Genomic DNA, 23,929 nt, shown 5'->3' with positions numbered 1-23,929 from the left:
CGGATGTCCGTATCTTTGCCATTGCCCGCCGATCACTCCCCTTTGCCACCGGTCCTCGTCGGCCCGCTATTACGGCGACTGGAACCCAAACGGCTGGTGCTGTGGCTGGTGGGGTCACGTGCGCTGACGCTGACTCTACGCTTGCAAGGAGTCGACATCCGTCTCGATGCGGATCAATGCACGATCATCCCGGTCGGAACTCATGCCTTTATTCATTTGATAGATGTGCCACTGGATGCCACCCTGCCCTGCGACACGTTGATCGAGTACGACCTGCTGATCACCGAAGCGGGTGGCACGCCGTCGGGCATCGCCGAGTGGGCGCCGCATCTGCTATATGGCGAAGCGCATTGCCCGAATTTCGTGTTGCGCTCGCGCATTGATCAATTGCTGCATGGCTCCTGCCGCAAACCTCACCATCCGGCTGCCGATGGTTTGCTGTGCGTCGATCGGTTGCTGGAGTCCGAACCGGACGCTTGCAAGCGTCCTGCACTATTAATGATGAGCGGCGATCAGGTGTATGCCGATGATGTCGCGGGGCCGATGTTGCGGGCTATTCATGCCTTGATCGAGCGTCTGGGACTGTTCGACGAACACCTCGACGGTGCGGTGGTCAGCGATAGCGCCAAGCTCTATGAACACCCGGCCAGTTACTACCATCGTGCGGATTTGTTACCGGCGCTTGAGAGCAACGAAACCCTGCGCGAACGATTTTTCGGTGGAGCGCGTAAGCCGATTTTTACCAGTAGCAGCGCCGACAATCATTTGGTGACCTTCGCCGAGGTCATAGCCATGTACCTATTAGTATGGTCGCCAACGTCCTGGACACTGATCGCGCCGCAACCACCGGCACTGACGCCCGAACGACGCAAGCGCTATGCCCTGGAGCAGACGTGCATCGATGCGTTCAAGACGGGGCTGGGTGGTGTGGGGCGAGCGATGGCGCATCTGCCGTGCCTGATGATCTTCGACGACCACGATATAACCGATGACTGGAATCTTTCCGCGCAATGGGAGGAAACGGCCTACGGCCATCCGTTCTCCAAGCGCATCATCGGTAACGCGCTGCTCGCTTATATGTTGTGTCAGGGCTGGGGCAACAACCCGGATGCATTTGGCAGCATGCTGGAAAAAACCCGTCTATTGAGTGCCACGGGGCAAGACCATTACCTCGACAGCGACGTCCAGGATAGCTTGATCGATGAGCTGCTGAGCTTTCAGAAGTGGCATTACGTGCTGCCCACCCACCCGGCGCTGGTGGTGCTCGACACCCGCACCCGGCGCTGGCGCAGCGAGATGAACCTCAAGCAACCGTCGGGTCTGCTGGACTGGGAAGCACTCAGTGAGCTGCAACAGGAATTGCTCGATCATCCCTCGGCGATCATCGTTTCGCCGGCGCCGATTTTCGGCGTCAAACTGATCGAAACCGTGCAACGAGTGTTTAGCTGGTGCGGGTATCCGCTGCTGGTAGACGCCGAAAACTGGATGGCCCATCGCGGCGCGGCCCAGGTGATCCTGAACATTTTCCGACACTCCCGCACACCCGGTAACTACGTGGTGCTGTCCGGTGATGTGCATTATTCCTTCGTCTACGAAGTATTGATCCGACACCGCAAGGCTGGCCCACGAATCTGGCAGATCACCAGCAGCGGGATCAAAAACGAGTTTCCGCCCGCCCTGCTCGAATGGTTCGACCGCCTCAACCGCTGGCTCTACTCGCCCCGCTCGCCGCTGAACTGGCTGACCAAGCGTCGGCGCATGCACATTGTTCCGCACATTCCCGAACACGCCGAAGCCGGGGAACGCCTGTGGAACTCGGCAGGGATCGGCCAAGTGTTCTTCAATGAAAAGGGCCAGCCGCAGGATATTTATCAATTCAATGCGGATGGATCGCCGAAGACGCGGATGATTGCGCCTGAAATTTCCGAAGCGATTGAATGACTTTGCCCGAGTTGCCATGAGCAATTATTACCTTCACAGCATGAACCTCACCCGACCCCTGATCATCGGCAACTCCGGCTCGGGCAAGAGTTGGCTGGCCAAACGACTGGCCGAGCACCTACAAGCGCCCTGGATCGATCTCGACCTGATTCACTGGATATCCGATGAACACAGCATCGCTCGTCCCCGCGCCGAGGCATTGGGAATGGCGCGTGTGGCGGCGAGCAAAAATCGTTGGGTTATCGAGGGTGTGTATGGGTGGATGGTCAGTGAACTTGTGGAACAGGCGACGGCGCTGATCTGGCTTTGTCTGGAGGACGAAGACTGCGTCAGTTATATTCGCCAGCGAGAGGCAAAGCGCGAGCATGACGAGTTACTGATAGCGTTACTGGAATGGGCCAGCAGCTATCGTACTCGTGAAGAGTCCAGTGGATTTGCCGCGCATCAGCGTTTGTTCCAAGGGTTTAGCGGTTCGAAACTTCAACTGATGAATCGGGATGAAGTCACGGCTTTCGTCAGTACGATGCAACAAATCGACTGATCGTTCCTGACTCCACTGATGCAGACACCGATTCTGTAGGAGCTGCCGAAGGCTGCTCCTACAGGGCAATGCATTCATCCAAGAAAGGTCAGGCTGCGCTCACCGCCCGACCAACGCCTCTGACAATCATCTCCACTTCCCGCTCATCAATCGTCAACGGTGGCAGCAGGCGAATGGTTTTGCCCCGTGTCACGTTGATCAGCAGTCCATGATCCCGAGCAGCTATCAGCGTCAGGTCGCGAATCGGTTGTTTGAGTTCGATGCCGATCATCAAGCCTTGGCCTCGAATCGCCAGGACGTTGGGGTCATCGGCCAATTCGATGCGCAATCTCGCGAGTAGGCGTTCACCCTGCAGTTTGGCGTTCTCCAGCAGGCCTTGTTCCTCAATGATCTCCAGCACGGTGCACCCCACTCTGCACGCCAATGGATTTCCGCCGAACGTGCTGCCGTGGCTGCCGGGGGTGAACAGGTCGGCTGCTTTGCCCCGGGCCAGGCAGGCGCCGATGGGGATGCCGTTGCCCAGGCCTTTGGCCAGGGTCATGACGTCCGGGATGATGCCTTCGTGCTGGAACGCAAACCACTGGCCGGTGCGGCCGATGCCAGTCTGGATTTCGTCGAGCATCAGCAGCCAGGCGCGCCGGTTGCAAAGTTCGCGCACAGCTTTGAGATAACCGGGCGGCGCCATTTGCACACCGCTTTCGCCCTGAATCGGCTCCATCAGAATCGCCACGATGCGCGGGCCGTGGGCTTGTTGCAGCGCCTCCAGCGCCGCGAGGTCGCCGAATGGCACTTTAATGAAATTCCCTGGCAATTCATTAAACCCCAGGCGAACCGCCGGGCCATCACTGGCGGACAAGGTGCCAAGAGTACGACCGTGAAAGGCGTTTTCCATGACCACCACCAGCGGCTGCTCGATGCCTTTATGCCAGCCGTAAAGCCGCGCGAGTTTCAGTGCGGTTTCATTGGCTTCGGCGCCAGAGTTGTTGAAGAACGCCCGGTCCATGCCAGACAACCGAACCAGTTTCTGTGCCAGCTGCTGCTGCCAGTCGATGCTGTACAGGTTGGAGGTGTGCAACAACAGCCCGGCCTGTTCGCTGATGGCCGACACAATTCGCGGATGGGAATGGCCAACGTTGGTCACCGCCACGCCCGCCACCGCGTCCAGATATTCGCGACCGGCCTGATCCCATAAGCGCGTGCCCAGGCCTTTACTGAAACTCAGGGCCAAGGGTTGGTAGGTGCTCATCAGGCAGGCGGCGGTCATGACATCAAACTCCATTAATAGTCGGTGTTTTTGCAGTATGGTTAGCCACCTGAGTTGGATAAACACTGCAACACTTCAATCATTTTAAAGCCGAGCTTGATAATGGATTTATTCCAAGCAATGACCGTTTACGTAAGAGTGGTGGAAGCCGGCAGCATGACCGCCGCCGCTTTGCAGTGCGAAATGTCGACGACCATGGTCGGTAATCATCTTCGAGCCCTGGAGCAACGTCTGGGTGTGCGCCTGCTCAACCGTACGACACGACGCCAGCGGCTGACGGAATTCGGCACGGCGTACTATCAACGTTGTCTCGAGGTATTGGGGCTGGTGGCCGATTCAGAACGCCTGGCCGAACAGACCCTCGACGAGCCGAGCGGCACCCTGCGAATCACCGCACCGCTGACCTTCGGCACCGAACGGCTGGCGCCGGCCTTGAGTGAATTCGCCCTGCGTTGTCCGCAAGTCAAACTCGACGTCGTTTTGACCAACCAGCGCCTGGATCTGCTCGACAACGGTTTCGATGTGGCGATTCGCTTGGGCACTACCGAGATGTCCAACATGATCGCCCGCCCACTCATCGACTACACGATGACCCTGTGCGCTTCGAAGGACTACCTGGCGCGCCGAGGCACTCCGGAAAAACCTACCGACCTGCAACACCATGACTGCCTGGCCTTCGCCTACCCGGCCGGAGATGACTGGCACTCGGTAGCCAAACAATGGCGCCTGAGAGGACCCGAAGGCGAAGTCATGGTGGAGGTCAGCGGACCGATGCTGATCAACAGCTCGGCGGGGCTGCATCAAGCGGCGCGAACCGGGATGGGCATCGTGATGGTGCCCGATGCCTTGGTGGAGCAGGACCTTCAGGACGGAAAATTGGTGGCTTTGATGCAGGACTACCAATTGCCGAGTCGGCCGATGAATCTGGTGTACGCCCAGGACCGCTACCGTTTGCCGAAATTGCGCAGCTTCGTCGACTTTGCGCTGCAGAGGTGGGGCAAGCATTAGGGGGCGTTCTCAATTAGTTTCCCCACCGCGCCGGGTCTGCTGTTGTGCAGGGCAAGGCGCGAGAAGCGTGGTTTGGTCATTCCAAATAAGCTTCGAGCAACGCAGCCCCGCACAACAGCAGGCCCGGCCCTTCGGGTTGTGCCTTAAAACGGGCCAGGCTGCGTTGCAGGCCTTGGAAAGGGAACAACCATTCCCAGCGGCCTGCGCCTTGCCTGTCCCGCTTTAAGGCGACAACGCGGCGGGGAAACTAATTGAGAACGCCCCCTAGCAGGGGCAATACCCCATGAACTAATCTCCTCGACTGGCGAGTCACGTTGATATCAGTTCGGCAGGGAGACCGATGATGGGTGAGGCATCGAATATCGAGCCGTTGAAGTTCAATCTGTCAGATTTTAACGAAGACATGCTGCACACCATTCTGGAACTGGTCAGCGATGGCATCTGGGACTGGAACGCCAACACCGGGTTCGTCTATCGCAACCCTGGGTGGTACGAGATGCTCGGCTATCCGCCTCATTCCCTGGATAACAACGTGCTGACCTGGGAAAACGTTATCCATCCCGACGATTATTCACGAGTCATGGCGCTGTTTGATGACTACCTGAATCAGCGCGCACCCGGCTATCAAGCCGAGTATCGCTGCCGCATGCGAGATGGCACTTACACCTGGATCGAAGATCGCGGCTATGTGCTGGCACGTAATGCCGACGGCTCGGTGGCACGAATGGTCGGCGCGCACCGCAGTATCGAAGACAAGAAACGCCTGTTCGAAGAAATGGAGCGGCGCAATCAATCCCTGGAAGCCATCGTCGAAGAACGCACCCGGGAGTTGTCTCGGGTCAATCAGCAGTTACAGATTCAACTCGAAGAGAATCGAAAACTGGCGGAAACCGATGTGCTGACTTCCATCGCCAATCGCTATCGGCTGGAAAAGGCCCTGCCCCAGGAATGCGACCGCGCCCAACGCTTTCGCCACCCCATGTCGCTGATTGCGATGGACATCGATGACTTCAAAAACATCAACGATCACTACGGCCACGCTTTGGGTGATGCGGCGTTGGTGCAGGTGATCGAGAGCGTGAAGCACCACGTGCGCGAGGGTGATCTGTTGGCGCGTTGGGGCGGCGACGAGTTCATCATGATCCTGCCCAATACTTCGTTGGCCGACGCCAGGTCACTTGCTGAAAAAATCCGTCATGGCCTGTCGAGCCTGCTGCCGGTCGGGGATTTCCAAGTGACCATGAGTTTTGGCGTGGTGCAACGTTTTGAAGAAGAGCAACAGACCGGGTTGCTAGCCAGGGCCGATCAGGCGCTGTATCGGTCGAAGATTGCGGGAAAGAATGTGATTTCAGGGTGAATACTGTCCTGCTTATCCGTGATGTGCTGCCATCGGATGTCGAGTCGGTGCGACTTTTTCTTGGGGCTAATGGGTGGGCTCACCGCACCGGCTCCGCTGAGCATTTCGCTCAGTTGATCGCAAATTCCCAACGTACAGCTCTGGCGATAAAGGATTCCCACATCGTCGGGTTTGCCCGAGGTATCACCGATGGTTTATCCAACGGTTATCTGTCGATGGTTGTCGTGTGTGGGCAGCATCGACGTGAAGGCGTCGGTCGCGCACTGGTTGAGCATGTCATGGGCGACAACACCGCCATTACCTGGGTTCTGCGAGCAGGCCGTGAAGGCGCTTCGGATTTCTTTTCAAAGCTGGGCTTTGAAACGTCGACCATTGCCATGGAACGCTCACGCTTGAAGTAGCCAATGCACTATTGACCAGCCTTCACCAACACCGGCTTCTCCTGATACCGATCCGGATACAGCTGCTTCAACTGCGCCACTTTCGGCAGGTCATTGATCACGATGTAAGGGTACGTCGGGTGCTCGGTCAGGAAGTCTTGATGTTCCTCCTCCGCCGGATAGAAGCCGTTGTAGGTCTCCAGTTTGGTGACGATGGGTTTGTTGAACGAATGGGCGGCGTCGAGTTGCGCGATATAGGCCTGGGCGACGCGTTGCTGTTCAGCGCTTTTCAGGAAAAGCGCTGATCGATACTGGGTGCCGCTGTCCGGGCCTTGGCGGTTGAGTTCGGTGGGGTTGTGGGCCACCGAGAAATAGATCTGCAACAGGCTGCCATAGCTGACTTGAGCGGGATCGTAGGTGACTTCGACGGCCTCCGCATGACCGGTATCGCCATTGCTGACCCGCTCATACTGAGCGGTGTTGGCTGAGCCGCCCGCGTAACCGGAGACAGCGTTCTTCACCCCTTTGACGTGTTGAAACACCCCTTGGACACCCCAGAAGCAACCGCCGGCAAAAATTGCCGTTTCACTGCGCACTTGAGTGTTCTCGTCGAGAGTTGGTGGCGGAATGATGACCGCCTCTTCGGCGCCTCCGAACGAGAACGCTGCGCACTGACCGATAACACTGGCGGTGGCCAATCCCAGCAAGGTGCCACGCCAGTTGAATGAGGTTTTCATGGGATGTCTCCTGAGTGAATGAGGCTATCAACCGAACGTAAACGCGTACGCCGACACACCGGGATCGAGAAACTCAATGCTGAATGTCCGGTCCTTTACGCCTGCGGTCTGGCGTACCAGTTGATACAACCGCTGCTCGGTGACGCTGCCGCTGCCATCGGGCGCCACGTCAACACCATGGGCATCACCTGGGGGCTTGCCGTCAATCAACACTTTGAAACGCACCGGTTTGCCATCAGCATCGGGGCCCAATACCAGATGCAGATCGCGAGCGTGGAAGCGGTAGACGATACGACTGGCCGGTGCGTTTGAAACGGCCCGCTCCGGACCTACAGTCCATTGACCCTCCAGGCTCCAGTTATTAAGGGCCAGTTGTGACGGAGGGCTATAGGCCGTCACCTTGTCTGGCGCCAGATCGGTTTCAGCAACGAAATGCTCCGCCCGTCGGTAGCCGACATAGGTCTCCGGCGATCGCACTTCATTCATGTTCGGGGCGAGCTGGACACCCTCGGCACGAGCATTGATCAGCCCATCCGCGACTTTCGCGGCCCCCGCTTCGCGCAACAGTTGCTGAATCACTCGCTCCGATTCGGCGTATTTGCCTTCACCAAAGTGGTGATAACGAATGCGCCCCTGAGCATCGGCAAAATAGTGGGCTGGCCAGTATTGATTGTTGAAAGCACGCCAGACCTTGTAGTCGTTATCGATTGCCACCGGATAAGTGATGCCCAGGTCTTTCATGGTTTTGGTGACGTTGCCTACATCACGTTCGAAAGCAAACTCGGGCGTATGAACGCCAATCACCACCAAGCCCTGATCGCGATACTTCTCGGCCCAGGCCTTCACATACGGCAGGGTTCGCAGGCAGTTGATGCAGGAGTAAGTCCAGAAATCCACCAGCACAACCTTGCCCTTCAAGGCCTGGGCGGTGAGAGGGGGTGAATTGAGCCATTGCACAGCGCCCTCCAGCGATGGAAGGTTGCCTTCAATCGGTAGTTCGCCCGGTATCTTGGCGGTCATTTTCATACTGCCGGCGGGTTGATCGCCGCCCCGTGGAATCTGCGACATCATCGCCCCACTGTCGGTCGGCAACTTACCGGCGAATCGGCTTACCAACGCCTGCTCGATGCCGCCGGTGGAGGCTGTCGAGACCCGCGCCAGAATCCCGGTGTCCAGCCCCAGGGCGATCGCCACTACACCGACCAGCATCGCAACTCCCAAGCCTCGACGCAGCCACTCGCCTGCGCCTATCGAGCGCTTCATCGCGGCGAAGACTTTACCGCCCAGCAGCAGCGCCACGGCGAGAGAGGTGGCGGCGCCGGCCGCGTAAGCCAGTAGCAACAAGGTGGTGGCGATGTTTGCCCCTTGCAGCGCCGCGCCAGTCAACAACAGGCCCAGAATCGGCCCGGCGCAAGGCGCCCAGAGCAAGCCCGTGGCGACGCCGATCAGCAACGACGCGCCGGGACGCGGCCGGGAATCGGCGCCCACGATTTCCGATAGCCGACCGCCGGCCGCCACCAGTGGACGCGTCAGGCGCTCGGCCAACCGGGGCAGCAACAGCGTCAGCCCGAACAGTGCAACGAACAGCAACGCGAGCCAGCGACCGTACTGATTGACTTGCACCACCCAACCGCCGCCCACCGCCGCCAACGAGGCGACGAGCGCGAAGGTCAGCGCCATCCCCGCCAGCAGCGGCAAGCCACTCTTCATAAACGGCTGCCCGGTGCGAGCGAAGACAAAGGGCAATACCGGCAGAATGCACGGGCTGACGATCGTCAGCACACCACCGAGATAAGCGAGGACCAGAAGCCACATAACGTCGACCTGCGTGAAGTGAGTGAAAGGAAGTGCCCATGGATTACGCCTGTGGCTTGAAAGTCAGCCCCAGGCCATTCATGCAGTAGCGCAGACCGGTGGGCTTGGGCCCGTCCTCGAAAACATGGCCCAAGTGACCGCCGCAACGACGGCAGTGAACCTCTTCACGCAGCACGCCGAAGGAGCGGTCCTGACGGGTGGCCACCGCCTTGTCCAGTGGCGCCCAGAAGCTCGGCCATCCAGTGCGACTGTCGAACTTGGTGTCGGAAGAAAACAACGGCAGATCACAACCGGCGCAGGCAAAAACGCCCTGCCGATGCTCGTTGTTCAACGGGCTGCTGTAGGCCCGTTCGGTGCCCTCTTCACGCAGGATCTCGTACTGCTCGGCGCTGAGCATGGCGCGCCATTCGCTGTCACTGTGAGTCACCTCGAAAACCTCTGCCGCGTAGGCCTCATCGATCAGCGCGACGCTTGCGGAAAATTTTGGCAATACACCGATCACCAGGCCTGCAGCCCCCAGCCCGCCGCTTGCTACGAGAAACTGTCGCCGTGAAAACATGGGCCTTCTCCAAAATTCCAGATGCCTTGCATGGAACACAGCCTAGGCTTGAGTTGATCGCCAAATCCTCACGAGGAGTTAAACAATTCGTGATAACTCAGCCTCAGGAAAACCCGCACAATGTGTTCATTGCGTCACAAAGGATTGAGCTCCATGGAACAAACCAAACGCGTCCTGGTGGTCGAGGACGACCTGCATATCGCCGACCTTATCTGCCTGCATCTTCGCGATGAGCAGTTCGAGGTAGTGCACTGCGCCGATGGCGATGAGGGCATGCGACTGCTGCAGCAAGGAAGCTGGGACGCACTGATCCTCGACCTGATGCTGCCCGGCATCGATGGCCTGGAAATCTGCCGTCGCGCCCGGGCCATGGCCCGCTACACACCGATCATCATCACCAGCGCGCGCTCCAGCGAAGTCCATCGAATTCTGGGGCTGGAACTCGGTGCCGACGACTACCTGGCCAAACCCTTTTCCATTCTGGAACTGGTGGCACGGGTCAAGGCATTGCTGCGACGGGTCGATGCCATGGCCCGCAACCTGAAAATGGACGCTGGCAGTCTGATCAGCGATGGCCTGTCCATCGACCCGATCACCCGTGAAGTCTCCCTCGATGGTCGGCGTCTTGACCTCACGCCGCGGGAGTTCGACCTGCTGTACTTTTTCGTCCGCCAGCCCGGCAAGGTCTTCTCGCGCATGGACCTGCTCAACGCGGTGTGGGGCTACAGCCATGAAGGCTACGAGCACACGGTCAACACCCACATCAACCGCCTGCGGGCCAAGATCGAGGCCGATCCGGCGCAACCGGCGCGCATCCTCACGGTGTGGGGGCGTGGTTACAAATTCGCGACGAGCGGAGAGCAGCCATGAGGTTGACCCTGACCCAACGCCTGTCCCTGGTGTTCGCCGTGCTGTTGCTGGTGTGCTACGGCACCTCGGCATGGATGCAGGTGCGCTCCAACCACATGCATGAACTGGAAGTGGTGCAGGGTTTGTCGCGGGATCTGGCGCAACACATCGCCCACGACACCGTGCTGATGGACCGCAATGGCCCGATGCCCAATGCCGTGCGCGAATTGTTCAGCCAGCTGATGCTGGTCAACCCCAGTGTCGAGGTCTATCTGCTGGACACCGAAGGCCGAATTGTCGGCAGCGCCGCGCCCGAAGGCCGAATACGCCGGGAGCGGGTCGATCTGGCGCCGATCCAGCGTTTGCTCAAAGGCGAGGCCCTGCCGATTCTCGGCGACGATCCGCGCAGCGTCGATGGCAGCAAGGTGTTCAGCGCTGCGCCATTGCGGGTCAACGGTCAACCGGCCGGTTATCTCTATGTGGTGTTGCTCAGCGAAGAGCATGACCGCTTCGCCGAACGCGGCGCCACCAGCGCAGCACTCAATACCGCGTTGTTGTCCATTGGGCTGGTGGCGTTGCTGTGCCTGATTGCCGGCCTCACCGCATTTGCCCTGATCATCCGGCCATTGCGCCGCCTGACCGAAAAAGTCCGTCAGTTCGATATCAATGGCGTTCCGTCGGCGCCGCCCGCCTCGCCCGAGCCCGAGCCAGAGCCGGTAGAAAAAACCGCCAGCCACGATGAAATTGCCGTACTCGACGCCGCCTTCCGGCAGATGCAAGCGCGCCTCGGTGAACAATGGCGCTCGCTGACCCGTCAGGATCAGGAGCGTCGCGAACTGGTGGCGAACATCTCCCACGACCTGCGCACACCACTGGCCTCGCTGCACGGTTACCTGGAAACCCTGTCACTCAAGGACGCCACGTTGTCCCCCGCCGACCGCCGCCGTTATCTGGGGATCGCTCTGGATCAAAGCCGCAAGGTCGGCGGTTTGGCGCAATCATTGCTGGAACTGGTGCGGCTGGAGCACGGTTTCGTACAACCAGTGCTGGAGTGCTTCTCCCTGACCGATCTGGTGCAGGACATTTTTCAGAAATTCGAACTCAGCGCCGAAGCGCGCCAGATCGAACTCAAAGCCACCTTCTCCCCCAACGTCGCGGTGGCCTGCGCCGACCTGGGGCTGATCGAGCGGGTACTGACCAACCTGTTCGACAACGCCCTGCGCCATACCCCTCAGGGCGGAGAAGTCGAACTCAGCCTCCGCCCTCAGGGGGCTTTTATCGAAGTGACCGTCAGCGATACCGGCCCCGGCATCACCCCCGAGTTGCGCGAAGGCCTGTTCCTGCGTCCGTTCAACATTGGTGGCGCCAGGCGCGATGGCGGACTTGGGCTGCGGATCGTGCACCGGATCCTGCAATTGCACGGTCGCGAGATCGAACTGATCGATGTGCCCGGACGCGGCGCGACCTTTCGCTTCTCCTTGCCGGTGGATGAGCAAACAGCAGAACAATGGGTGGTTCGCTCGATGAATATAAATTCGATGGGGAAATAGTCGACAGCGCTGGCAAAAATGCTGACCAGCCGCCTGTTCATCCGTGACAACGCAGCCTCGGTCCAATAGATTAGGCGGCCTGAAAAGGCCCCGTGCTTTCTCGCCTCAATCCAAGTTAAAGAAGTAGTGAAATTTCAATGTCCGATTCCAATACCGCTGAATCCGTAGTCACCTTGTCGTCCAAAGCGGAATACGAAAACTCCATCAATCTTTCACAGCATGTGCCACAGGCCAAGACCATCAGCGAGATGGTTCTGGACGCTTTTCAATCCACCCGGGAAAGCGATCAGATTCGCGAGCTGCGCGCCGCGATTCGCCAGGCTCATGACAGCTTCGACGACGACAAAGCCTACGAACTGATGGGCGAACTCAAGCAGCTGAAAGACGCCGAAGCGGCCGACATCGCCGCCCTGGAAGACCTGAGCAGCAAATTCCCGATCAGCCGCATTCTGTCCAGCTTCAAGGATGACCCGTCGTTTCAGGAGATCGTCTATGGCCTGGCGCTGAAGGTACTGAACCAGACCCACCAAGCCATCAGCAACCCGAGCAGTGGCAAGAGCAAAGCGGCTCGCGCCAAGAAAGAAGTCGAAGTGTTTACCATCAGCAAGGACGGCATCAGCGTCACCCTGCCCCTGCGCACCCCGCGCTCACGCCTGAACGTTGACCGTGAAGCGCTGGAGTTCCTGGGCTTCACGTTCATCGGCGAAGGCGATGAAGCCGAACTGGAAAGCGAAACGTTCCTGGACAATGCCGGGGCCGAACAAGCGGTCAACCGCAAGAACATCATCACCGCGCTTCAGCAGCAAACCGCGTTCGACGGCTACAGCATCGCCGCGCAGTAACGCTAAACTCCGCACATAAAAATCCCCGCCATCAGAGCGGGGATTTTTATTGCCTGTTCGCCTATTAACTTTTTCCTGTTACACCGCAGCGCTCCTTTCGCGAGCAAGCCCGCTCCCACATTGACTCGGCATCGATCACAAAAAATGTGGCAACACCAATCCAGTGTGGGAGCGGGCTTGCTCGCGAAGGCCGCGCCGCGATATTTCAGGATAAGCCAATAAAAAGCCCCGCCATTCTCTCGAAGGCGGGGCTTTTCTTTACAGCATCCGAAGCTTAAGGCGCGTAAGTCAGCAACAGCTCACTCGGCACTTTAAAATCCAGCGACATCATCACGCTCAACGCAGTAATGGTGAAGATCGAGAACACGAAGAGCTTGCGTGCCCAGACCGTGTCATCCACTGCCTTGTAACCGGTCCAGGCCATGTACAACCAGTACATGCCCATGGCCGCGGCGACGGCGAGGTAGCTCATGCCGGCGTAGCCGCTGAAGGTCAGCATCAAGGTCGCTACGAGGAACGCCAGGATGTAGAGCAGGATGTGCTTCTTGGCCACTTGAATCCCGCGCTTCACCGGCAACACCGGAATCGATGCGGCCAGGTAATCGTTGAAGCGGAAGATTGCGATGGCGTAGGAATGCGGCATCTGCCACAGGCTGAACATCACCAGCAGCGTCAGTGCGGCCATGTCGAAGCTGTTAGTCACAGCCACGTAGCCAATCACCGGCGGCATCGCCCCCGACAGGCTGCCCACCAGCGTGCCGTGAACCGACTTGCGCTTGAGGTACAGGCTGTAGAAGCCGACGTAGATGACAAAACCGATCACCGCGAACAGGGCAGCCAACGGGTTGGCCACCTTGTACAACAGTGCAACGCCGAAAACACCAAGGATGGTCGCAAAAGCCAGGGCCAGTTTCAGGGAGATCAAGCCCTGGACCAGCACTCGGTTCTTGGTGCGTTCCATCTTCAGGTCGATGTCGCGGTCGATGCAGTTGTTGAACACGCAACCGGAAGCCACCACCAGGGACGTGCCGATCATGGCGGCCAGGAAGATGGCCAGATCGACATGCCCTTTGGAGGCCAGGAAAAATCCGCCTGCCACTGAAAGCACGTTACCGAAAATGATCCCCGGTTTGGTGATTTGGATAAAGTGCTTCAAGGACATCCGGACTTACCTCAGTGCGCCATCATGTTGGTGTGGATGCTGAACATGATCCACAGCGACAGGCCTACCAACAGGACGATTACGATCGCGGCGAAAACAAACGCAATGACGTTGTTACGCTGCGCCGCCGAACGGTCCAGGTGGAGGAAGTACACCAGGTGCACCAGCACCTGGATGACTGCGAAGGCCAGTACGATCCACAGGGTCAGGGCTTTCGGCAGCGACGGGTACATCACCAGGCCGAAAGGAATGACGGTCAGGATCACCGACAGAATGAAACCGATAGCGTAGGACTTGACGCTGCCGTGGCCGGCGTCGTGGCTATCGTGGGAATGAGCGTTAGCCATTTACATAGTCCCCATCAGATAAACAACGGTGAATACGCAGATCCACACCACGTCCAGGAAGTGCCAGAACAGGCTCAGGCAGCTCAGACGGGTCTTGTTGGTCGCCGTCAGGCCGTTTTTCTGCACCTGATACATCATGATCGCCATCCAGATCAGACCGCTGGTCACGTGCAGACCGTGGGTGCCGACCAGGGTGAAGAACCCGGACAGGAAGCCGCTGCGGCTAGGGCCGAAGCCTTCGGCGATCAGTACGTGGAACTCGTTGATCTCCATGCCGATGAAGCCGGCGCCGAACAGGAAGGTCATGCCCAGCCAGCCCAGGACCTGGTTCTTCTTGCCCTTGAACAACGCCAGCATGGCGAAGCCGTAGGTGATCGAACTGAACAGCAGCAGAGCGGTTTCGCCCAGTACGTATGGCAGTTCGAAGATGTCGGCGCCCGACGGGCCGCCCGCTACGTTGTTAACCAGTACCGCGTACGCCGCGAAGATCGACGCAAACAGAATGCAGTCGGTCATCAGGTAGAGCCAGAAACCGAATACGGTCATCTCGCCCGAGTCGTGGTGATGGTCATCATGCCCATGTCCATCGACATGGGTGTGTCCAGCATTGGTCACTAAGTTCGACATGGTTTAAGCCTGTTCCAACGAGGTTTCAACACGGGTGGCGGTGGCTGGAACTTTCCCGGCCGCTACCAGACGCTTGTGCTGCTCGGCTTCGATGCGCTCGATCACGTCGACCGGCACCATATAGCCCTGATCATCACGTGCAGCATGGATCACGAAGTACCCCACGGTGCCGACCAGGCTAACGATGGCCAACCACCAGATGTGCCAGATCATCGCGAAACCGAACACGGTCAACAGAGCACCCATGACCACACCGGTGGCGGTGTTGTTGGGCATGTGGATCGGCTCGTACTTGGCCGGAGCCTTGTACGCGGTGCCGTTTTCCTTGGCTTCGGTGAACGGATCGATGGTTTCCGCTTTTGGCAGCACGGCAAAGTTGTAGAACGGTGGTGGCGACGAGGTCGACCATTCCAGCGTGTGGGCATTCCACGGGTCGCCGTGTTCACACATGTTCTCTGGCTTGTTGCGATCACGCACGCTGACATACAGCTGGATCAGCTGGCAGGCGATACCGAAGGCAATCATCACCGCACCGAACATGGCAACGTACAGGTACGGTACCCACTCAGGGTTGGTGGTGGCGTTCAGACGACGGGTCATGCCCATGAAGCCCAGTACGTAGAGCGGCATGAATGCGACGAAGAAGCCGGTGATCCAGAACCAGAACGCTGCCTTGCCCCAGCCTTCGTGCAGCTTGAAGCCGAACGCTTTAGGGAAGTAGAAGGCGAAACCTGCGATGTAACCGAATACCGCGCCGCCGATGATCACGTTATGGAAGTGCGCGATTACGAACAGGCTGTTGTGCAGAACGAAGTCAGCACCCGGGATGGCCAGCAGTACGCCGGTCATGCCGCCGATGGCGAAGGTCACCATGAAGCCCAGGGTCCACAGCACTTGGCTGGTGAAACGCAGACGGCCCTGGTAGATGGTGAACAGCCAGTTGAATAGCTTCACCCCCGTCGGGATCGAAATCAGCATCGTCGCCAGACCGAAGAAGGCGTTGACGCTGGCACCCGAACCCATGGTGAAGAAGTGGTGCAGCCAAACCATGAAGCCCAGGATCGAGATCGCGCCCGATGCGTAGACCATCGAGTGGTGGCCGAACAGACGCTTGCCGGTGAAGGTCGAGATGACTTCGGAGAAGATCCCGAACGCCGGCAGAATCAGGATATAAACCTCGGGGTGACCCCAGGCCCAGAACAGGTTGACGTACATCATCGGATTGCCACCAAGTTCATTGGTGAAAATGTGGAAATCCATGTAACGGTCAAGCGTCAGCAGCGCCAGGGTAGCGGTCAGGATCGGGAACGAAGCCACGATCAGGACGTTGGCCCAGGTGCAGGTCCAGGTGAAGATCGGCATGTCCATCAGCTTCATGCCAGGGGTACGCATTTTCAGCACGGTGGCCAGGAAGTTGACCCCCGTCAGCGTCGTACCTAGCCCGGATAGCTGTAGCGCCCAGATGTAGTAATCCATCCCCACGCCCGGACTGTATTGCAGGCCCGACAGCGGCGGATAGGCAACCCAGCCGGTCTTGGCGAATTCGCCGACGCCCAGGGACAGGTTGATCAGCACTACGCCGGAAACCAGCAGCCAGAAGCTCAGGGAGTTCAGGAACGGGTAGGCAACGTCACGCGCGCCGATCTGCAGCGGCACTGCAAGGTTCATCAGGCCGGTGAAGAATGGCATCGCCATGAAGATGATCATGATCACACCGTGAGCGGTGAAGATCTGGTCATAGTGTTCAGGCGGCAGGTAGCCAGGCGAACCCTCGGTGGCCATGGCCAACTGGGTACGCATCATGATGGCGTCGGCAAAGCCGCGCAGCAGCATGACCATGGCGACGATGATGTACATCACGCCGATTTTCTTGTGGTCGACCGAGGTCAACCACTCGGTCCACAAATAAGTCCACTTCTTGAAGTAGGTGATTGCAGCGAACAGCGCCAGACCACCGAGCGCGATCATGGCGATGGTTATCATCACGATCGGTTCGTGGAACGGGACCGCTTCCCAACTTAATTTACCAAACATCGTTTACTCCTCTGCCCCGGCAGCTGAATGCGAACTCATGTCCATCCCTTCCATATGGGCCACTTCTTTGTCTTTCTTCTCGTGATGCATCGGCTTGCCTGGTTTCATGCCTTCGTACTTGTCGACGATGGTCTGGAACAGGTTCGGCGTGAACGAGGAGTAGAGCTCGACTGGGTTGTTCTGGCTTTGCTTGGCAAGGGCTTCGTATTCAGCTTTTTCAAGCTGTTTAGGTGCCTTTTTGACTTCGCTTACCCAGGCATCGAAATCTTCCTGAGAGGTGGCGATAGCTTTGAACTTCATACCGGTGAAACCCGCGCCGCTGTAGTTGGCGGAGATACCGTCCATTTCAGCGTTCTGGTTGGCGATCAGGTGCAGTTTGGTCTGCATGCCCGCCATCGCGTAGATCTGGCCGCCCAGAGCAGGGATGAAGAACGAGTTCATCACGGCGTCGGAGGTGATCTTGAAGTTGATCGGTGTGTGCGCCGGGAACACGATCTTGTTAACCGTGGCAATGCCTTGTTCCGGGTAGATGAACAGCCACTTCCAGTCCAGCGCGACCACTTCAATGGTGATTGGCTTGACGTCGGATTCCAGCGGCTTGTAAGGGTCAAGCGCGTGGGTCGACTCGTAGGTGATGTAACCCAGGGCGATGATGATCAGTACCGGAATAGTCCACACCGCGATTTCGATCTTGGTGGAGTGGGACCATTTTGGCGTATAGACGGCGTCCTTGTTGGAAGCGCGGTATTTCCAGGCGAACGCGAAGGTCATGAAAATGACCGGCACGACGACCAACAGCATCAGCAGCGTTGCGGTGATGATCAGGTTTCGCTCATCCAGGCCGACCTGGCCCTTGGGGTCGAGCAAGGTCATGTTGCAGCCTCCCAGCAACAACGTGCCGAGCAGCGGCAATAAGCCTAGTAGTCTGGGGTACCTGTTTTTACTCATCTCACGACCTCTAAAGCAGCTTGCGCAATGCAGTTGGGTTTTGATCGCCAACACTTCACCCTGCCAAGGGTTGGCATTTTTCTTGGATTGAATAAGGGCCTGCCCGTCGCGCGTCAGACGCTATTCGACAATTGCTGGGCCTGCGGTGAGTTCTTATTCGAATTCGTGGTCAAGGGCCTTGTTACAGACCAATTCCATTTGGTGCGGATAGTCGGAAGGCACCGACACCTGGGAGTCGCATGAAGCCATCAGGCCTCTCGACGCCCTGGTTCTGCTCATGCACCTGAGTAAGGGTGAGCAGTGCCGGGAATTCAGTGCGGGCGATTGTAGATATGTAACGATTCATAAACCATGTCTCATCCCGAAATAATTTTTATCCGATCCAGCAACAATCATTAACGGCTTTTGCAAAAGTGCGCCATGGTATCGAAATACATTCTCAACAAAAACACCAAAAAATGTAGGTCTACCATGCGAAGTTCAGACAGCTTCCAAGGCTCTGCGCTCGCCTTCGACCCTGCTCTACCCCCTATATGACAAGGACTTCGGCAATTCGCCAGGCCCTGTTAAAACTGCCTGTTTCGACTGATGAACGATGAAACCGACAGAGCCTGGGAAAGCCGGTTTTTGGTGCGAAGCGATGCCCTGAATCAGCGATTTGAAATGCCTTGCGACACTCAAGCTGTGACAACGTGTCGCACGCGTGTCGCACCCTTCCTTGTCGAGCATCAAGGTCTTTTTACCTGACCTGCGAATATGCAAAACGCCCCGGCCTCTCAACGAGAACCGGGGCGTTTTTTGTTTCCTGCAACGGTACGGCGTACAGCCTCAGCGCAGCGCTTTGCGGTTACGCGAAGTGAGCAGCGGCACCAGCACCACGATCAGCACGAACGCCAGCAGCGCCCACTGCGCCAGGGACAAGCCGAGGATCGGCGGGTACGGCGTAGAGCAGAAGCCATCGACCTGGAAGCCCAGCGGGAAGACCTTCGCCAGCGGCAGACCGTCGACAATCGGTTGCAGCACATCGATGCCACAGCTGACCGCAGGATAAAACTGGGTATAAACGTGATGCCCGGCCACTCCGGCGCCCGCAATTGCGCCGATCACCACCAACGCCTCAAACAGTGTGATGCTGCGTCGGGTGCGCATCGCAGCGCCGATAAAGGCGAACAGCGCAATCAGCAGCAACGCGTAGCGCTGCAGGATGCACAGCGGGCACGGTGCCTCGCCCAGAGCCACTTGCATGTACAGCGCGCCACCGATCAACGCCAGGCAGATAATGCCCAGCAACACCAGATAGCGCCGCTCACGCCCCAACCGCATCGTTTCCTCGCTCATCGCGTTTCCCTTTTGTGTCCGTGGATCAGCTCGCTGGCGGCTGCGCTTGCAGCTGCGGCATCAGGCTGATGTTGTCTTTGATATGCCAACTGGCGGCAATGCGATCTTGTCGATCTGATTTCGGTTGCCCGGAAGTCTACACGCTGACCCGACATTTGAGAGCCTTGAACGGCCCCTGATCCCGGCCTCGGGCAAGGGATCTTGTCGATGAACACTTCGACAAGGCCGCTTTGGCCAATGTCGGGGAATAAACGATAAACCGGTTAAGAACGGATTAACTTTCAATTGTTTTTCAAGCATCAAGCCCGTGAAGACGGATCGATTGGCTTACTGCTTCCACCGATCTGCCGCCGCATGATCGCTGTCACGCCCTTCCACCCAACGCGGCCCATCACCGGTGTTTTCTTTCTTCCAGAACGGCGCGCGGGTTTTCAGGTAGTCCATGACAAAGGCACAGGCATCGAACGCCGCCTGACGGTGAGCGCTGGCGGCACCGACGAAGACGATTGGCTCGCCCGGCTCCAGCGCGCCGATGCGGTGCAACACTTCCAGCTTCAACAGCGGCCAGCGCTGCTCGGCCTCCGCGGCAATCTTGCCCAGGGCTTTTTCGGTCATGCCCGGGTAGTGCTCAAGGAACATCCCGGCGATGTCGAGGCCGTCATTGAAGTCGCGCACGTAGCCGACAAAACTCACCACCGCACCGACGCCCACATTGGCCGCGTGCATGGCATTGACTTCAGCACCCGGGTCGAACGGCGTGGGCTGCACACGAATCGCCATGGTTCAGCCCCCGGTCACTGTCGGAAAAAACGCTACTTCATCGCCATCGCTCACCGGTTCGTCGAGCTGACAGAGGTCTTCGTTGCGGGCGCACATCAGGTTCTGCTCGCTCAGCACTTCGGCGCCGTCACGTTGGGCCAGCAGCGCGCGCACATCGTCGACCGTGGAAAAATCACCTTCGACCTTCACCGAGTCCACGCCGAGCGCTTCACGGTAACGGGCGAAAAACTTCACAGTAACGTTCATGGCTGATCCGCCTGGAAATGGCCGCTCTTGCCGCCGAGTTTCTCCAGCAGCCGCACGCTCTCGATGGTCATGCCACGATCCACGGCCTTGCACATGTCATAGATGGTCAGCGCGGCGACGCTGGCGGCGGTCAGCGCTTCCATTTCGACGCCGGTCTGCCCGGACAACTTGCAGCACGCCACGATGCGCACGGTGTTGTCGCCTTCGGCACTGAGTTCAACCTTGACGCCGGTGAGCATCAACGGGTGGCACAGAGGAATCAGATCGCTGGTTTTCTTCGCCGCCTGAATGCCGGCGATCCGCGCCACGGCAAACACGTCACCCTTGGGATGGCCGCCAGTGACGATCATCTGCAGGGTTTCGGGCAGCATGCGCACCAGCGCTTGGGCCGTCGCTTCACGGAACGTCACGGTTTTTTCAGTGACGTCGACCATATGGGCGCGACCTTGGGAATCGAGATGAGTCAGCACAGGGATACTCCTGATCAGGAGCATCGATTGTAAACCTGTGGGTCAATTTTCCGCACGTTTGATTATCGGGTCACTACATATCCCTGTGGGAGCGAGCAGGCTCGCTCCCACAGGGGTAAAAGAGTTGCCCATAAAAAACCGGGCGACCGTTAGGCCGCCCGGTTCTGGTGAGGGTTACAGATGCGATTCGGCGTATTCGGCCAGAATCGAACGTGGCACCCCTTGCAGGGTGATGTGCACACCGTTGGGGAAGTCCTTGAAGCGCTCGGTCAAGTACGTCAGCCCGGAGCTGGTCGCGGACAGGTAAGGGGTATCGATCTGCGCCAGGTTACCCAGGCACACCACTTTGGAACCGGCGCCGGCACGGGTGATGATGGTTTTCATCTGGTGCGGCGTGAGGTTCTGGCATTCATCAATCAGGATCAGACTCTGCTGGAAGCTGCGGCCTCGTATGTAGTTGAGGGATTTGAACTGCAACGGCACTTTGCTGAGGATGTAGTCGACGCTGCCATGGGTGTTTTCGTCGTCCATGTGCAGCGCTTCGAGGTTGTCGGTGATGGCGCCGAGCCAAGGCTCCATTTTTTCCGCTTCGGTGCCAGGCAGGAAGCCGATTTCCTGGTCCAGCCCCTGCACGCTGCGGGTGGCGATGATGCGCCGGTAGCGTTTGCTGACCATGGTCTGCTCGATGGCCGCCGCCAGGGCCAGGATGGTTTTACCCGAACCGGCCGCGCCGGACAGGTTGACCAGGTGAATGTCCGGATCAAGCAAGGCGTACAGCGCCAGGCTCTGATAGATGTCACGCGGTTTCAGGCCCCAGGCTTCCTGGTGCAACAGAGGCTCTTGATGCAGATCGAGGATCAGCAACTTGTCGACCTGGATTTCCTTGATCCAGCCGACAAAGCCCTGTTCGTCGATGATGAACTCGTTGACGTGTACCGCGGGCAGGTTGTCGATCAACTGCACCTGGTGCCAGGTACGGCCATGATCCTGCCGGGTTTCGACTTTGCTCACCCGATCCCAGAACGAACCGGTCATGTTGTGATAACCGTTGGGCAGCAACGAAACATCGTCCACCAGTTGGTCGGTGCTGTAGTCCTCGGCCGCAATCCCGCAAGCCCGGGCCTTGAGGCGCATGTTGATATCTTTTGTGACCAGCACCACGGGCAGTGTTGCATCCCGCGCGCGCAGGTCGATCAACTGGTTGATGATGATGTTGTCGTTCAGATGCTCGGGCAGAATGATGTTCGGCTCAGTGCGCTTGCTCATCAGAATTGACAGCAAACCTTTGGGCCCACTCTTGCCGCGCTGGATCGGTACGCCGAGTTCAACGTCTTCGGGGCTGGCATCGCCCAAAGTCTTGTCGATCAGGCGAATCGCCTGGCGGCATTCCGCGGCCACGCTGTGATGCCCGCTCTTGAGCTTGTCCAGCTCTTCAAGCACGGTCATCGGGATGGCGACGTGGTGTTCTTCGAAATTAAGCAGGGCGTTTGGATCGTGAATCAATACGTTGGTATCGAGTACATAAAGGATTGGCTGGTTGGAAGAAGGGCTACGTCCGTGATCATCCATACTCGGTCACCTTTGTGGGAGCCAGTCGACGCAGTACCATAACAGTGCTGCGCCTCGAAGTGGCCACCGAATTCACCTGCGAGGAGTCAAGTGAACTGCACACAAACTGGGGTCTTGGGAGACGCCACCTGTGTTGCAGGTTTCGGCGGTCTGTCTTCGTAATACTCCAAAACATGTGACAGAAAAAAGCACTTTGACGTTTTTTTGAAGTTTATTTTTCAGAGTGACGAATAGCCCTTGGCGTGCAGGCATTGTGCCGTTAAAGTCGGAAGTCCGCCTGCACCGATTTCTCTGCAAAAATCGCCCTTCACCCAATGTTTACGGCCTTTTGCCGTTTTCAGCGAAACGCGCCCTGACAGTCTGCCCAACCGATGCCGCTTGGCGCCGTTTGCATAATGAGCCAGGGCATCGCCGTTTTCAGCGCATCCTGCTTCACATTGAAATTGATCACCCCGTGCCGCCATAGCAGCATCAGGGTTAACACTCTTTGTGCGCTCTGGCTGCCCTTGAGCTTGCCGGCGCCGTCCTGGGCATCGATGTCCCACAGCGCCACCTGCAAGCTCTGAGACGTGAAGAAGCCTTCAGCATCGGACCTGCGCTGACCATCGGGCGGGCGAAACAGCGGCACGTAATTCTCCGGCAGCTTGCCTTTGACCAGCTCGACGCTGCGTCGCACCGAGTCCTGCCAGTCTTGCCAGTGGCTGTGGGAGCGGAACTCCCAGCCTTGCACGCCAACGCATTGCTGCGAATAAGTCCCTTGCAGGCTGGCCACCGAACGTTCGGCCAGACGGGCCTGGATGTCCTTGCCGAGGACGAAGAACGTAGCGCTCATGTTGGATTTGCGCAGGTACTCGGTGACCCAAGCGGTGTTATCTGGGGTGGCATTGGCGGCGCTGTCGAAAGTCAGCAGGAACAGGCGGTCATTCATGGCCTCGCCATTGCGCTCATAATCGCCAAAACGATCGACTTCGCTGCTGGCCTGCGGAAACAGCGCGGCCTTGCGCAACTGCTCGTCCAGATATTGGGCGTGGAACAGCCGGCTCGGCTCGGCCCACTTGATGTAATAGCTGTCGTCGCTCACCTGAAACTTGGCCGCTTGCTCACGCAAGGTGGCCATGTCCTCGACCAGAAAGCAGAAGGAAGCATCCTGATCGCAACTCTGCTGGGCGAAGTTGTAATTGGTCAGCAGACGCTGCCACAGGCGTTGGCGCAGCTGGTTGACCGACTCGAGATTGAGGGTGCGCAGGCCCAGGCGTTGAGCCAGGCTCGCCTCATCCAGCGACTCACTGGCCAGCAGAACGCGGGCGAACATGAGGATTTCGGCCCGTGAGGCGACGTCAAACAGCGTCGGGCTACTGAGCTGCTCAGGCCAGGTGCTGCGATCCAGCGTCGCCACATCGCCCGGCGCCGCCATGGCGCCGAAGCTCAAGAGCCAGGCCGAGAATAGAAAAACGATACGCAATGGGATGTCTCCATAACAAAACCCGCGCGGCACTATATCGCGGGAAGATCAAAAGATCGCAGCGTCGCTTCGCTCGACAGCTCCTACAGGTTGGAATGCGTTC

At 58.3% G+C, this 23,929-nt stretch carries 23 protein-coding genes and 1 pseudogene; 8 read left to right on the top strand and 16 right to left on the bottom strand.

All coding sequences use genetic code 11. The features are described from left to right. The first annotated feature begins 3 nt into the window (after window positions 1-3). Both AB7M29_RS08260 and AB7M29_RS08255 read left to right on the top strand, forming a co-directional pair. Window positions 4-1,941: an alkaline phosphatase D family protein gene (locus AB7M29_RS08260; protein ID WP_454246678.1), complete on the top strand. Its 1,938-nt coding sequence runs from the start codon at window positions 4-6 to the stop codon at window positions 1,939-1,941. A gap of 16 nt (window positions 1,942-1,957) precedes the next feature. Continuing rightward, window positions 1,958-2,482 carry an adenylate kinase gene (locus AB7M29_RS08255; RefSeq protein ID WP_454246677.1) on the top strand — a complete coding sequence of 175 codons (525 nt, stop codon included), beginning with the start codon at window positions 1,958-1,960 and terminating at the stop codon, window positions 2,480-2,482. A gap of 88 nt (window positions 2,483-2,570) precedes the next feature. Here AB7M29_RS08255 and AB7M29_RS08250 read toward each other — a convergent pair whose 3' ends face one another. Next, window positions 2,571-3,746 (bottom strand): aspartate aminotransferase family protein, encoded by a 1,176-nt coding sequence (locus tag AB7M29_RS08250; RefSeq protein ID WP_217857715.1) that lies wholly within the window; start codon window positions 3,744-3,746, stop codon window positions 2,571-2,573. 102 nt (window positions 3,747-3,848) lie between these two features. Between AB7M29_RS08250 and AB7M29_RS08245 the strand changes: the two genes are divergently transcribed. The 3 genes from AB7M29_RS08245 (at window position 3,849) to AB7M29_RS08235 (ending at window position 6,512) form a co-directional block, all read left to right on the top strand. Further along, complete coding sequence (locus AB7M29_RS08245; RefSeq protein ID WP_052966631.1) at window positions 3,849-4,754, top strand: LysR family transcriptional regulator; 906 nt, start codon at window positions 3,849-3,851, stop codon at window positions 4,752-4,754. A gap of 343 nt (window positions 4,755-5,097) precedes the next feature. Continuing rightward, window positions 5,098-6,111 carry a sensor domain-containing diguanylate cyclase gene (locus AB7M29_RS08240; protein ID WP_454246676.1) on the top strand — a complete coding sequence of 338 codons (1,014 nt, stop codon included), beginning with the start codon at window positions 5,098-5,100 and terminating at the stop codon, window positions 6,109-6,111. After that, on the top strand, window positions 6,108-6,512 hold the full coding sequence (locus AB7M29_RS08235) for a GNAT family N-acetyltransferase (RefSeq protein ID WP_217857713.1): 405 nt from the start codon (window positions 6,108-6,110) through the stop codon (window positions 6,510-6,512). Before AB7M29_RS08240 ends, AB7M29_RS08235 begins: the two co-directional genes overlap by 4 nt. Window positions 6,513-6,520: 8 nt before the next feature. On the opposite strand, the gene msrA is transcribed toward AB7M29_RS08235, so the two are convergent. The 3 genes from msrA to msrB are packed head-to-tail and all read right to left on the bottom strand — an operon-like array spanning window position 6,521 to window position 9,602. Beyond that, window positions 6,521-7,228, bottom strand: coding sequence for a peptide-methionine (S)-S-oxide reductase MsrA (gene msrA, locus AB7M29_RS08230; RefSeq protein ID WP_454246675.1), 708 nt, complete (start codon window positions 7,226-7,228; stop codon window positions 6,521-6,523). A 27-nt stretch (window positions 7,229-7,255) separates the two neighbouring features. Further along, on the bottom strand, window positions 7,256-9,043 hold the full coding sequence (locus tag AB7M29_RS08225; RefSeq protein WP_454246674.1) for a cytochrome c biogenesis protein DipZ: 1,788 nt from the start codon (window positions 9,041-9,043) through the stop codon (window positions 7,256-7,258). Window positions 9,044-9,086: 43 nt separating this feature from the next. After that, window positions 9,087-9,602: a peptide-methionine (R)-S-oxide reductase MsrB gene (gene msrB, locus AB7M29_RS08220; RefSeq protein WP_454246673.1), complete on the bottom strand. Its 516-nt coding sequence runs from the start codon at window positions 9,600-9,602 to the stop codon at window positions 9,087-9,089. 153 nt (window positions 9,603-9,755) lie between these two features. On the opposite strand from msrB, the gene AB7M29_RS08215 reads away from it, so the two are divergent. The 3 genes from AB7M29_RS08215 (at window position 9,756) to AB7M29_RS08205 (ending at window position 12,843) form a co-directional block, all read left to right on the top strand. Continuing rightward, window positions 9,756-10,472, top strand: a complete 717-nt coding sequence (locus tag AB7M29_RS08215) for a response regulator transcription factor (RefSeq protein ID WP_454246672.1) — start codon at window positions 9,756-9,758, stop codon at window positions 10,470-10,472. Next, window positions 10,469-12,001 carry a sensor histidine kinase gene (locus AB7M29_RS08210; protein WP_454246671.1) on the top strand — a complete coding sequence of 511 codons (1,533 nt, stop codon included), beginning with the start codon at window positions 10,469-10,471 and terminating at the stop codon, window positions 11,999-12,001. Before AB7M29_RS08215 ends, AB7M29_RS08210 begins: the two co-directional genes overlap by 4 nt. A gap of 137 nt (window positions 12,002-12,138) precedes the next feature. Next, a complete protein-coding gene (locus tag AB7M29_RS08205; RefSeq protein ID WP_454246670.1) occupies window positions 12,139-12,843 on the top strand; it encodes a hypothetical protein in 705 nt (234 codons plus the stop codon). A 274-nt stretch (window positions 12,844-13,117) separates the two neighbouring features. On the opposite strand, the gene cyoE is transcribed toward AB7M29_RS08205, so the two are convergent. The 12 genes and pseudogenes from cyoE to AB7M29_RS08145 all read right to left on the bottom strand — a co-directional run bounded on the left by cyoE (window position 13,118) and on the right by AB7M29_RS08145 (window position 23,826). Next, window positions 13,118-14,005 carry a heme o synthase gene (gene cyoE / locus AB7M29_RS08200; protein ID WP_095055612.1) on the bottom strand — a complete coding sequence of 296 codons (888 nt, stop codon included), beginning with the start codon at window positions 14,003-14,005 and terminating at the stop codon, window positions 13,118-13,120. A gap of 11 nt (window positions 14,006-14,016) precedes the next feature. Next, a complete protein-coding gene (gene cyoD, locus AB7M29_RS08195; RefSeq protein WP_008025399.1) occupies window positions 14,017-14,352 on the bottom strand; it encodes a cytochrome o ubiquinol oxidase subunit IV in 336 nt (111 codons plus the stop codon). Further along, window positions 14,353-14,979, bottom strand: a complete 627-nt coding sequence (locus AB7M29_RS08190; protein ID WP_217857706.1) for a cytochrome o ubiquinol oxidase subunit III — start codon at window positions 14,977-14,979, stop codon at window positions 14,353-14,355. Window positions 14,980-14,982: 3 nt separating this feature from the next. After that, window positions 14,983-17,013: a cytochrome o ubiquinol oxidase subunit I gene (gene cyoB, locus AB7M29_RS08185; RefSeq protein ID WP_008010575.1), complete on the bottom strand. Its 2,031-nt coding sequence runs from the start codon at window positions 17,011-17,013 to the stop codon at window positions 14,983-14,985. A gap of 3 nt (window positions 17,014-17,016) precedes the next feature. After that, window positions 17,017-17,961: a ubiquinol oxidase subunit II gene (cyoA, locus tag AB7M29_RS08180; protein ID WP_052966644.1), complete on the bottom strand. Its 945-nt coding sequence runs from the start codon at window positions 17,959-17,961 to the stop codon at window positions 17,017-17,019. Window positions 17,962-18,789: 828 nt separating this feature from the next. After that, window positions 18,790-19,299 carry a disulfide bond formation protein B gene (locus AB7M29_RS08175; protein ID WP_052966645.1) on the bottom strand — a complete coding sequence of 170 codons (510 nt, stop codon included), beginning with the start codon at window positions 19,297-19,299 and terminating at the stop codon, window positions 18,790-18,792. Window positions 19,300-19,324: 25 nt separating this feature from the next. Further along, a pseudogene (locus AB7M29_RS08170) lies at window positions 19,325-19,489 on the bottom strand (ester cyclase); the annotation flags it as partial. Between the two features lie 137 nt (window positions 19,490-19,626). Then, on the bottom strand, window positions 19,627-20,079 hold the full coding sequence (gene moaE, locus AB7M29_RS08165) for a molybdopterin synthase catalytic subunit MoaE (protein WP_454246669.1): 453 nt from the start codon (window positions 20,077-20,079) through the stop codon (window positions 19,627-19,629). A gap of 3 nt (window positions 20,080-20,082) precedes the next feature. Beyond that, window positions 20,083-20,325, bottom strand: a complete 243-nt coding sequence (gene moaD, locus AB7M29_RS08160) for a molybdopterin converting factor subunit 1 (RefSeq protein WP_123719936.1) — start codon at window positions 20,323-20,325, stop codon at window positions 20,083-20,085. Continuing rightward, window positions 20,322-20,795 (bottom strand): cyclic pyranopterin monophosphate synthase MoaC, encoded by a 474-nt coding sequence (gene moaC, locus AB7M29_RS08155; protein ID WP_454246668.1) that lies wholly within the window; start codon window positions 20,793-20,795, stop codon window positions 20,322-20,324. Before moaC ends, moaD begins: the two co-directional genes overlap by 4 nt. Before the next feature lie 174 nt (window positions 20,796-20,969). After that, window positions 20,970-22,364 carry a PhoH family protein gene (locus tag AB7M29_RS08150; RefSeq protein ID WP_217857703.1) on the bottom strand — a complete coding sequence of 465 codons (1,395 nt, stop codon included), beginning with the start codon at window positions 22,362-22,364 and terminating at the stop codon, window positions 20,970-20,972. Window positions 22,365-22,701: 337 nt separating this feature from the next. Next, a complete protein-coding gene (locus tag AB7M29_RS08145; protein ID WP_454246667.1) occupies window positions 22,702-23,826 on the bottom strand; it encodes a polysaccharide deacetylase family protein in 1,125 nt (374 codons plus the stop codon). Between the last annotated feature and the right edge of the window lie 103 nt (window positions 23,827-23,929).

The organism is Pseudomonas sp. F-14 TE3623 (genome assembly GCF_053629015.1).
The sequence above is the reverse complement of the archived record's forward strand: the minus strand, read 5'-3'. Positions and strand labels throughout refer to the sequence as shown.

Excerpts from the sequence above, each read along its gene's own strand:
- cyoD (WP_008025399.1), bottom strand. The coding sequence starts at position 14,352 with ATGGCTAACGCTCATTCCCACGATAGCCACGACGCCGGCCACGGCAGC.
- moaD (WP_123719936.1), bottom strand. The coding sequence starts at position 20,325 with ATGAACGTTACTGTGAAGTTTTTCGCCCGTTACCGTGAAGCGCTCGGC.
- AB7M29_RS08255 (WP_454246677.1), top strand. The coding sequence starts at position 1,958 with ATGAGCAATTATTACCTTCACAGCATGAACCTCACCCGACCCCTGATC.
- AB7M29_RS08215 (WP_454246672.1), top strand. The coding sequence starts at position 9,756 with ATGGAACAAACCAAACGCGTCCTGGTGGTCGAGGACGACCTGCATATC.
- AB7M29_RS08245 (WP_052966631.1), top strand. The coding sequence starts at position 3,849 with ATGGATTTATTCCAAGCAATGACCGTTTACGTAAGAGTGGTGGAAGCC.
- msrA (WP_454246675.1), bottom strand. The coding sequence starts at position 7,228 with ATGAAAACCTCATTCAACTGGCGTGGCACCTTGCTGGGATTGGCCACC.
- cyoA (WP_052966644.1), bottom strand. The coding sequence starts at position 17,961 with ATGAGTAAAAACAGGTACCCCAGACTACTAGGCTTATTGCCGCTGCTC.
- moaE (WP_454246669.1), bottom strand. The coding sequence starts at position 20,079 with ATGGCGATTCGTGTGCAGCCCACGCCGTTCGACCCGGGTGCTGAAGTC.
- cyoE (WP_095055612.1), bottom strand. The coding sequence starts at position 14,005 with ATGTCCTTGAAGCACTTTATCCAAATCACCAAACCGGGGATCATTTTC.
- msrB (WP_454246673.1), bottom strand. The coding sequence starts at position 9,602 with ATGTTTTCACGGCGACAGTTTCTCGTAGCAAGCGGCGGGCTGGGGGCT.
- AB7M29_RS08210 (WP_454246671.1), top strand. The coding sequence starts at position 10,469 with ATGAGGTTGACCCTGACCCAACGCCTGTCCCTGGTGTTCGCCGTGCTG.
- AB7M29_RS08240 (WP_454246676.1), top strand. The coding sequence starts at position 5,098 with ATGGGTGAGGCATCGAATATCGAGCCGTTGAAGTTCAATCTGTCAGAT.
- AB7M29_RS08260 (WP_454246678.1), top strand. The coding sequence starts at position 4 with ATGTCCGTATCTTTGCCATTGCCCGCCGATCACTCCCCTTTGCCACCG.
- AB7M29_RS08250 (WP_217857715.1), bottom strand. The coding sequence starts at position 3,746 with ATGACCGCCGCCTGCCTGATGAGCACCTACCAACCCTTGGCCCTGAGT.
- AB7M29_RS08175 (WP_052966645.1), bottom strand. The coding sequence starts at position 19,299 with ATGAGCGAGGAAACGATGCGGTTGGGGCGTGAGCGGCGCTATCTGGTG.
- AB7M29_RS08190 (WP_217857706.1), bottom strand. The coding sequence starts at position 14,979 with ATGTCGAACTTAGTGACCAATGCTGGACACACCCATGTCGATGGACAT.
- AB7M29_RS08205 (WP_454246670.1), top strand. The coding sequence starts at position 12,139 with ATGTCCGATTCCAATACCGCTGAATCCGTAGTCACCTTGTCGTCCAAA.
- AB7M29_RS08150 (WP_217857703.1), bottom strand. The coding sequence starts at position 22,364 with ATGGATGATCACGGACGTAGCCCTTCTTCCAACCAGCCAATCCTTTAT.
- AB7M29_RS08225 (WP_454246674.1), bottom strand. The coding sequence starts at position 9,043 with ATGTGGCTTCTGGTCCTCGCTTATCTCGGTGGTGTGCTGACGATCGTC.
- cyoB (WP_008010575.1), bottom strand. The coding sequence starts at position 17,013 with ATGTTTGGTAAATTAAGTTGGGAAGCGGTCCCGTTCCACGAACCGATC.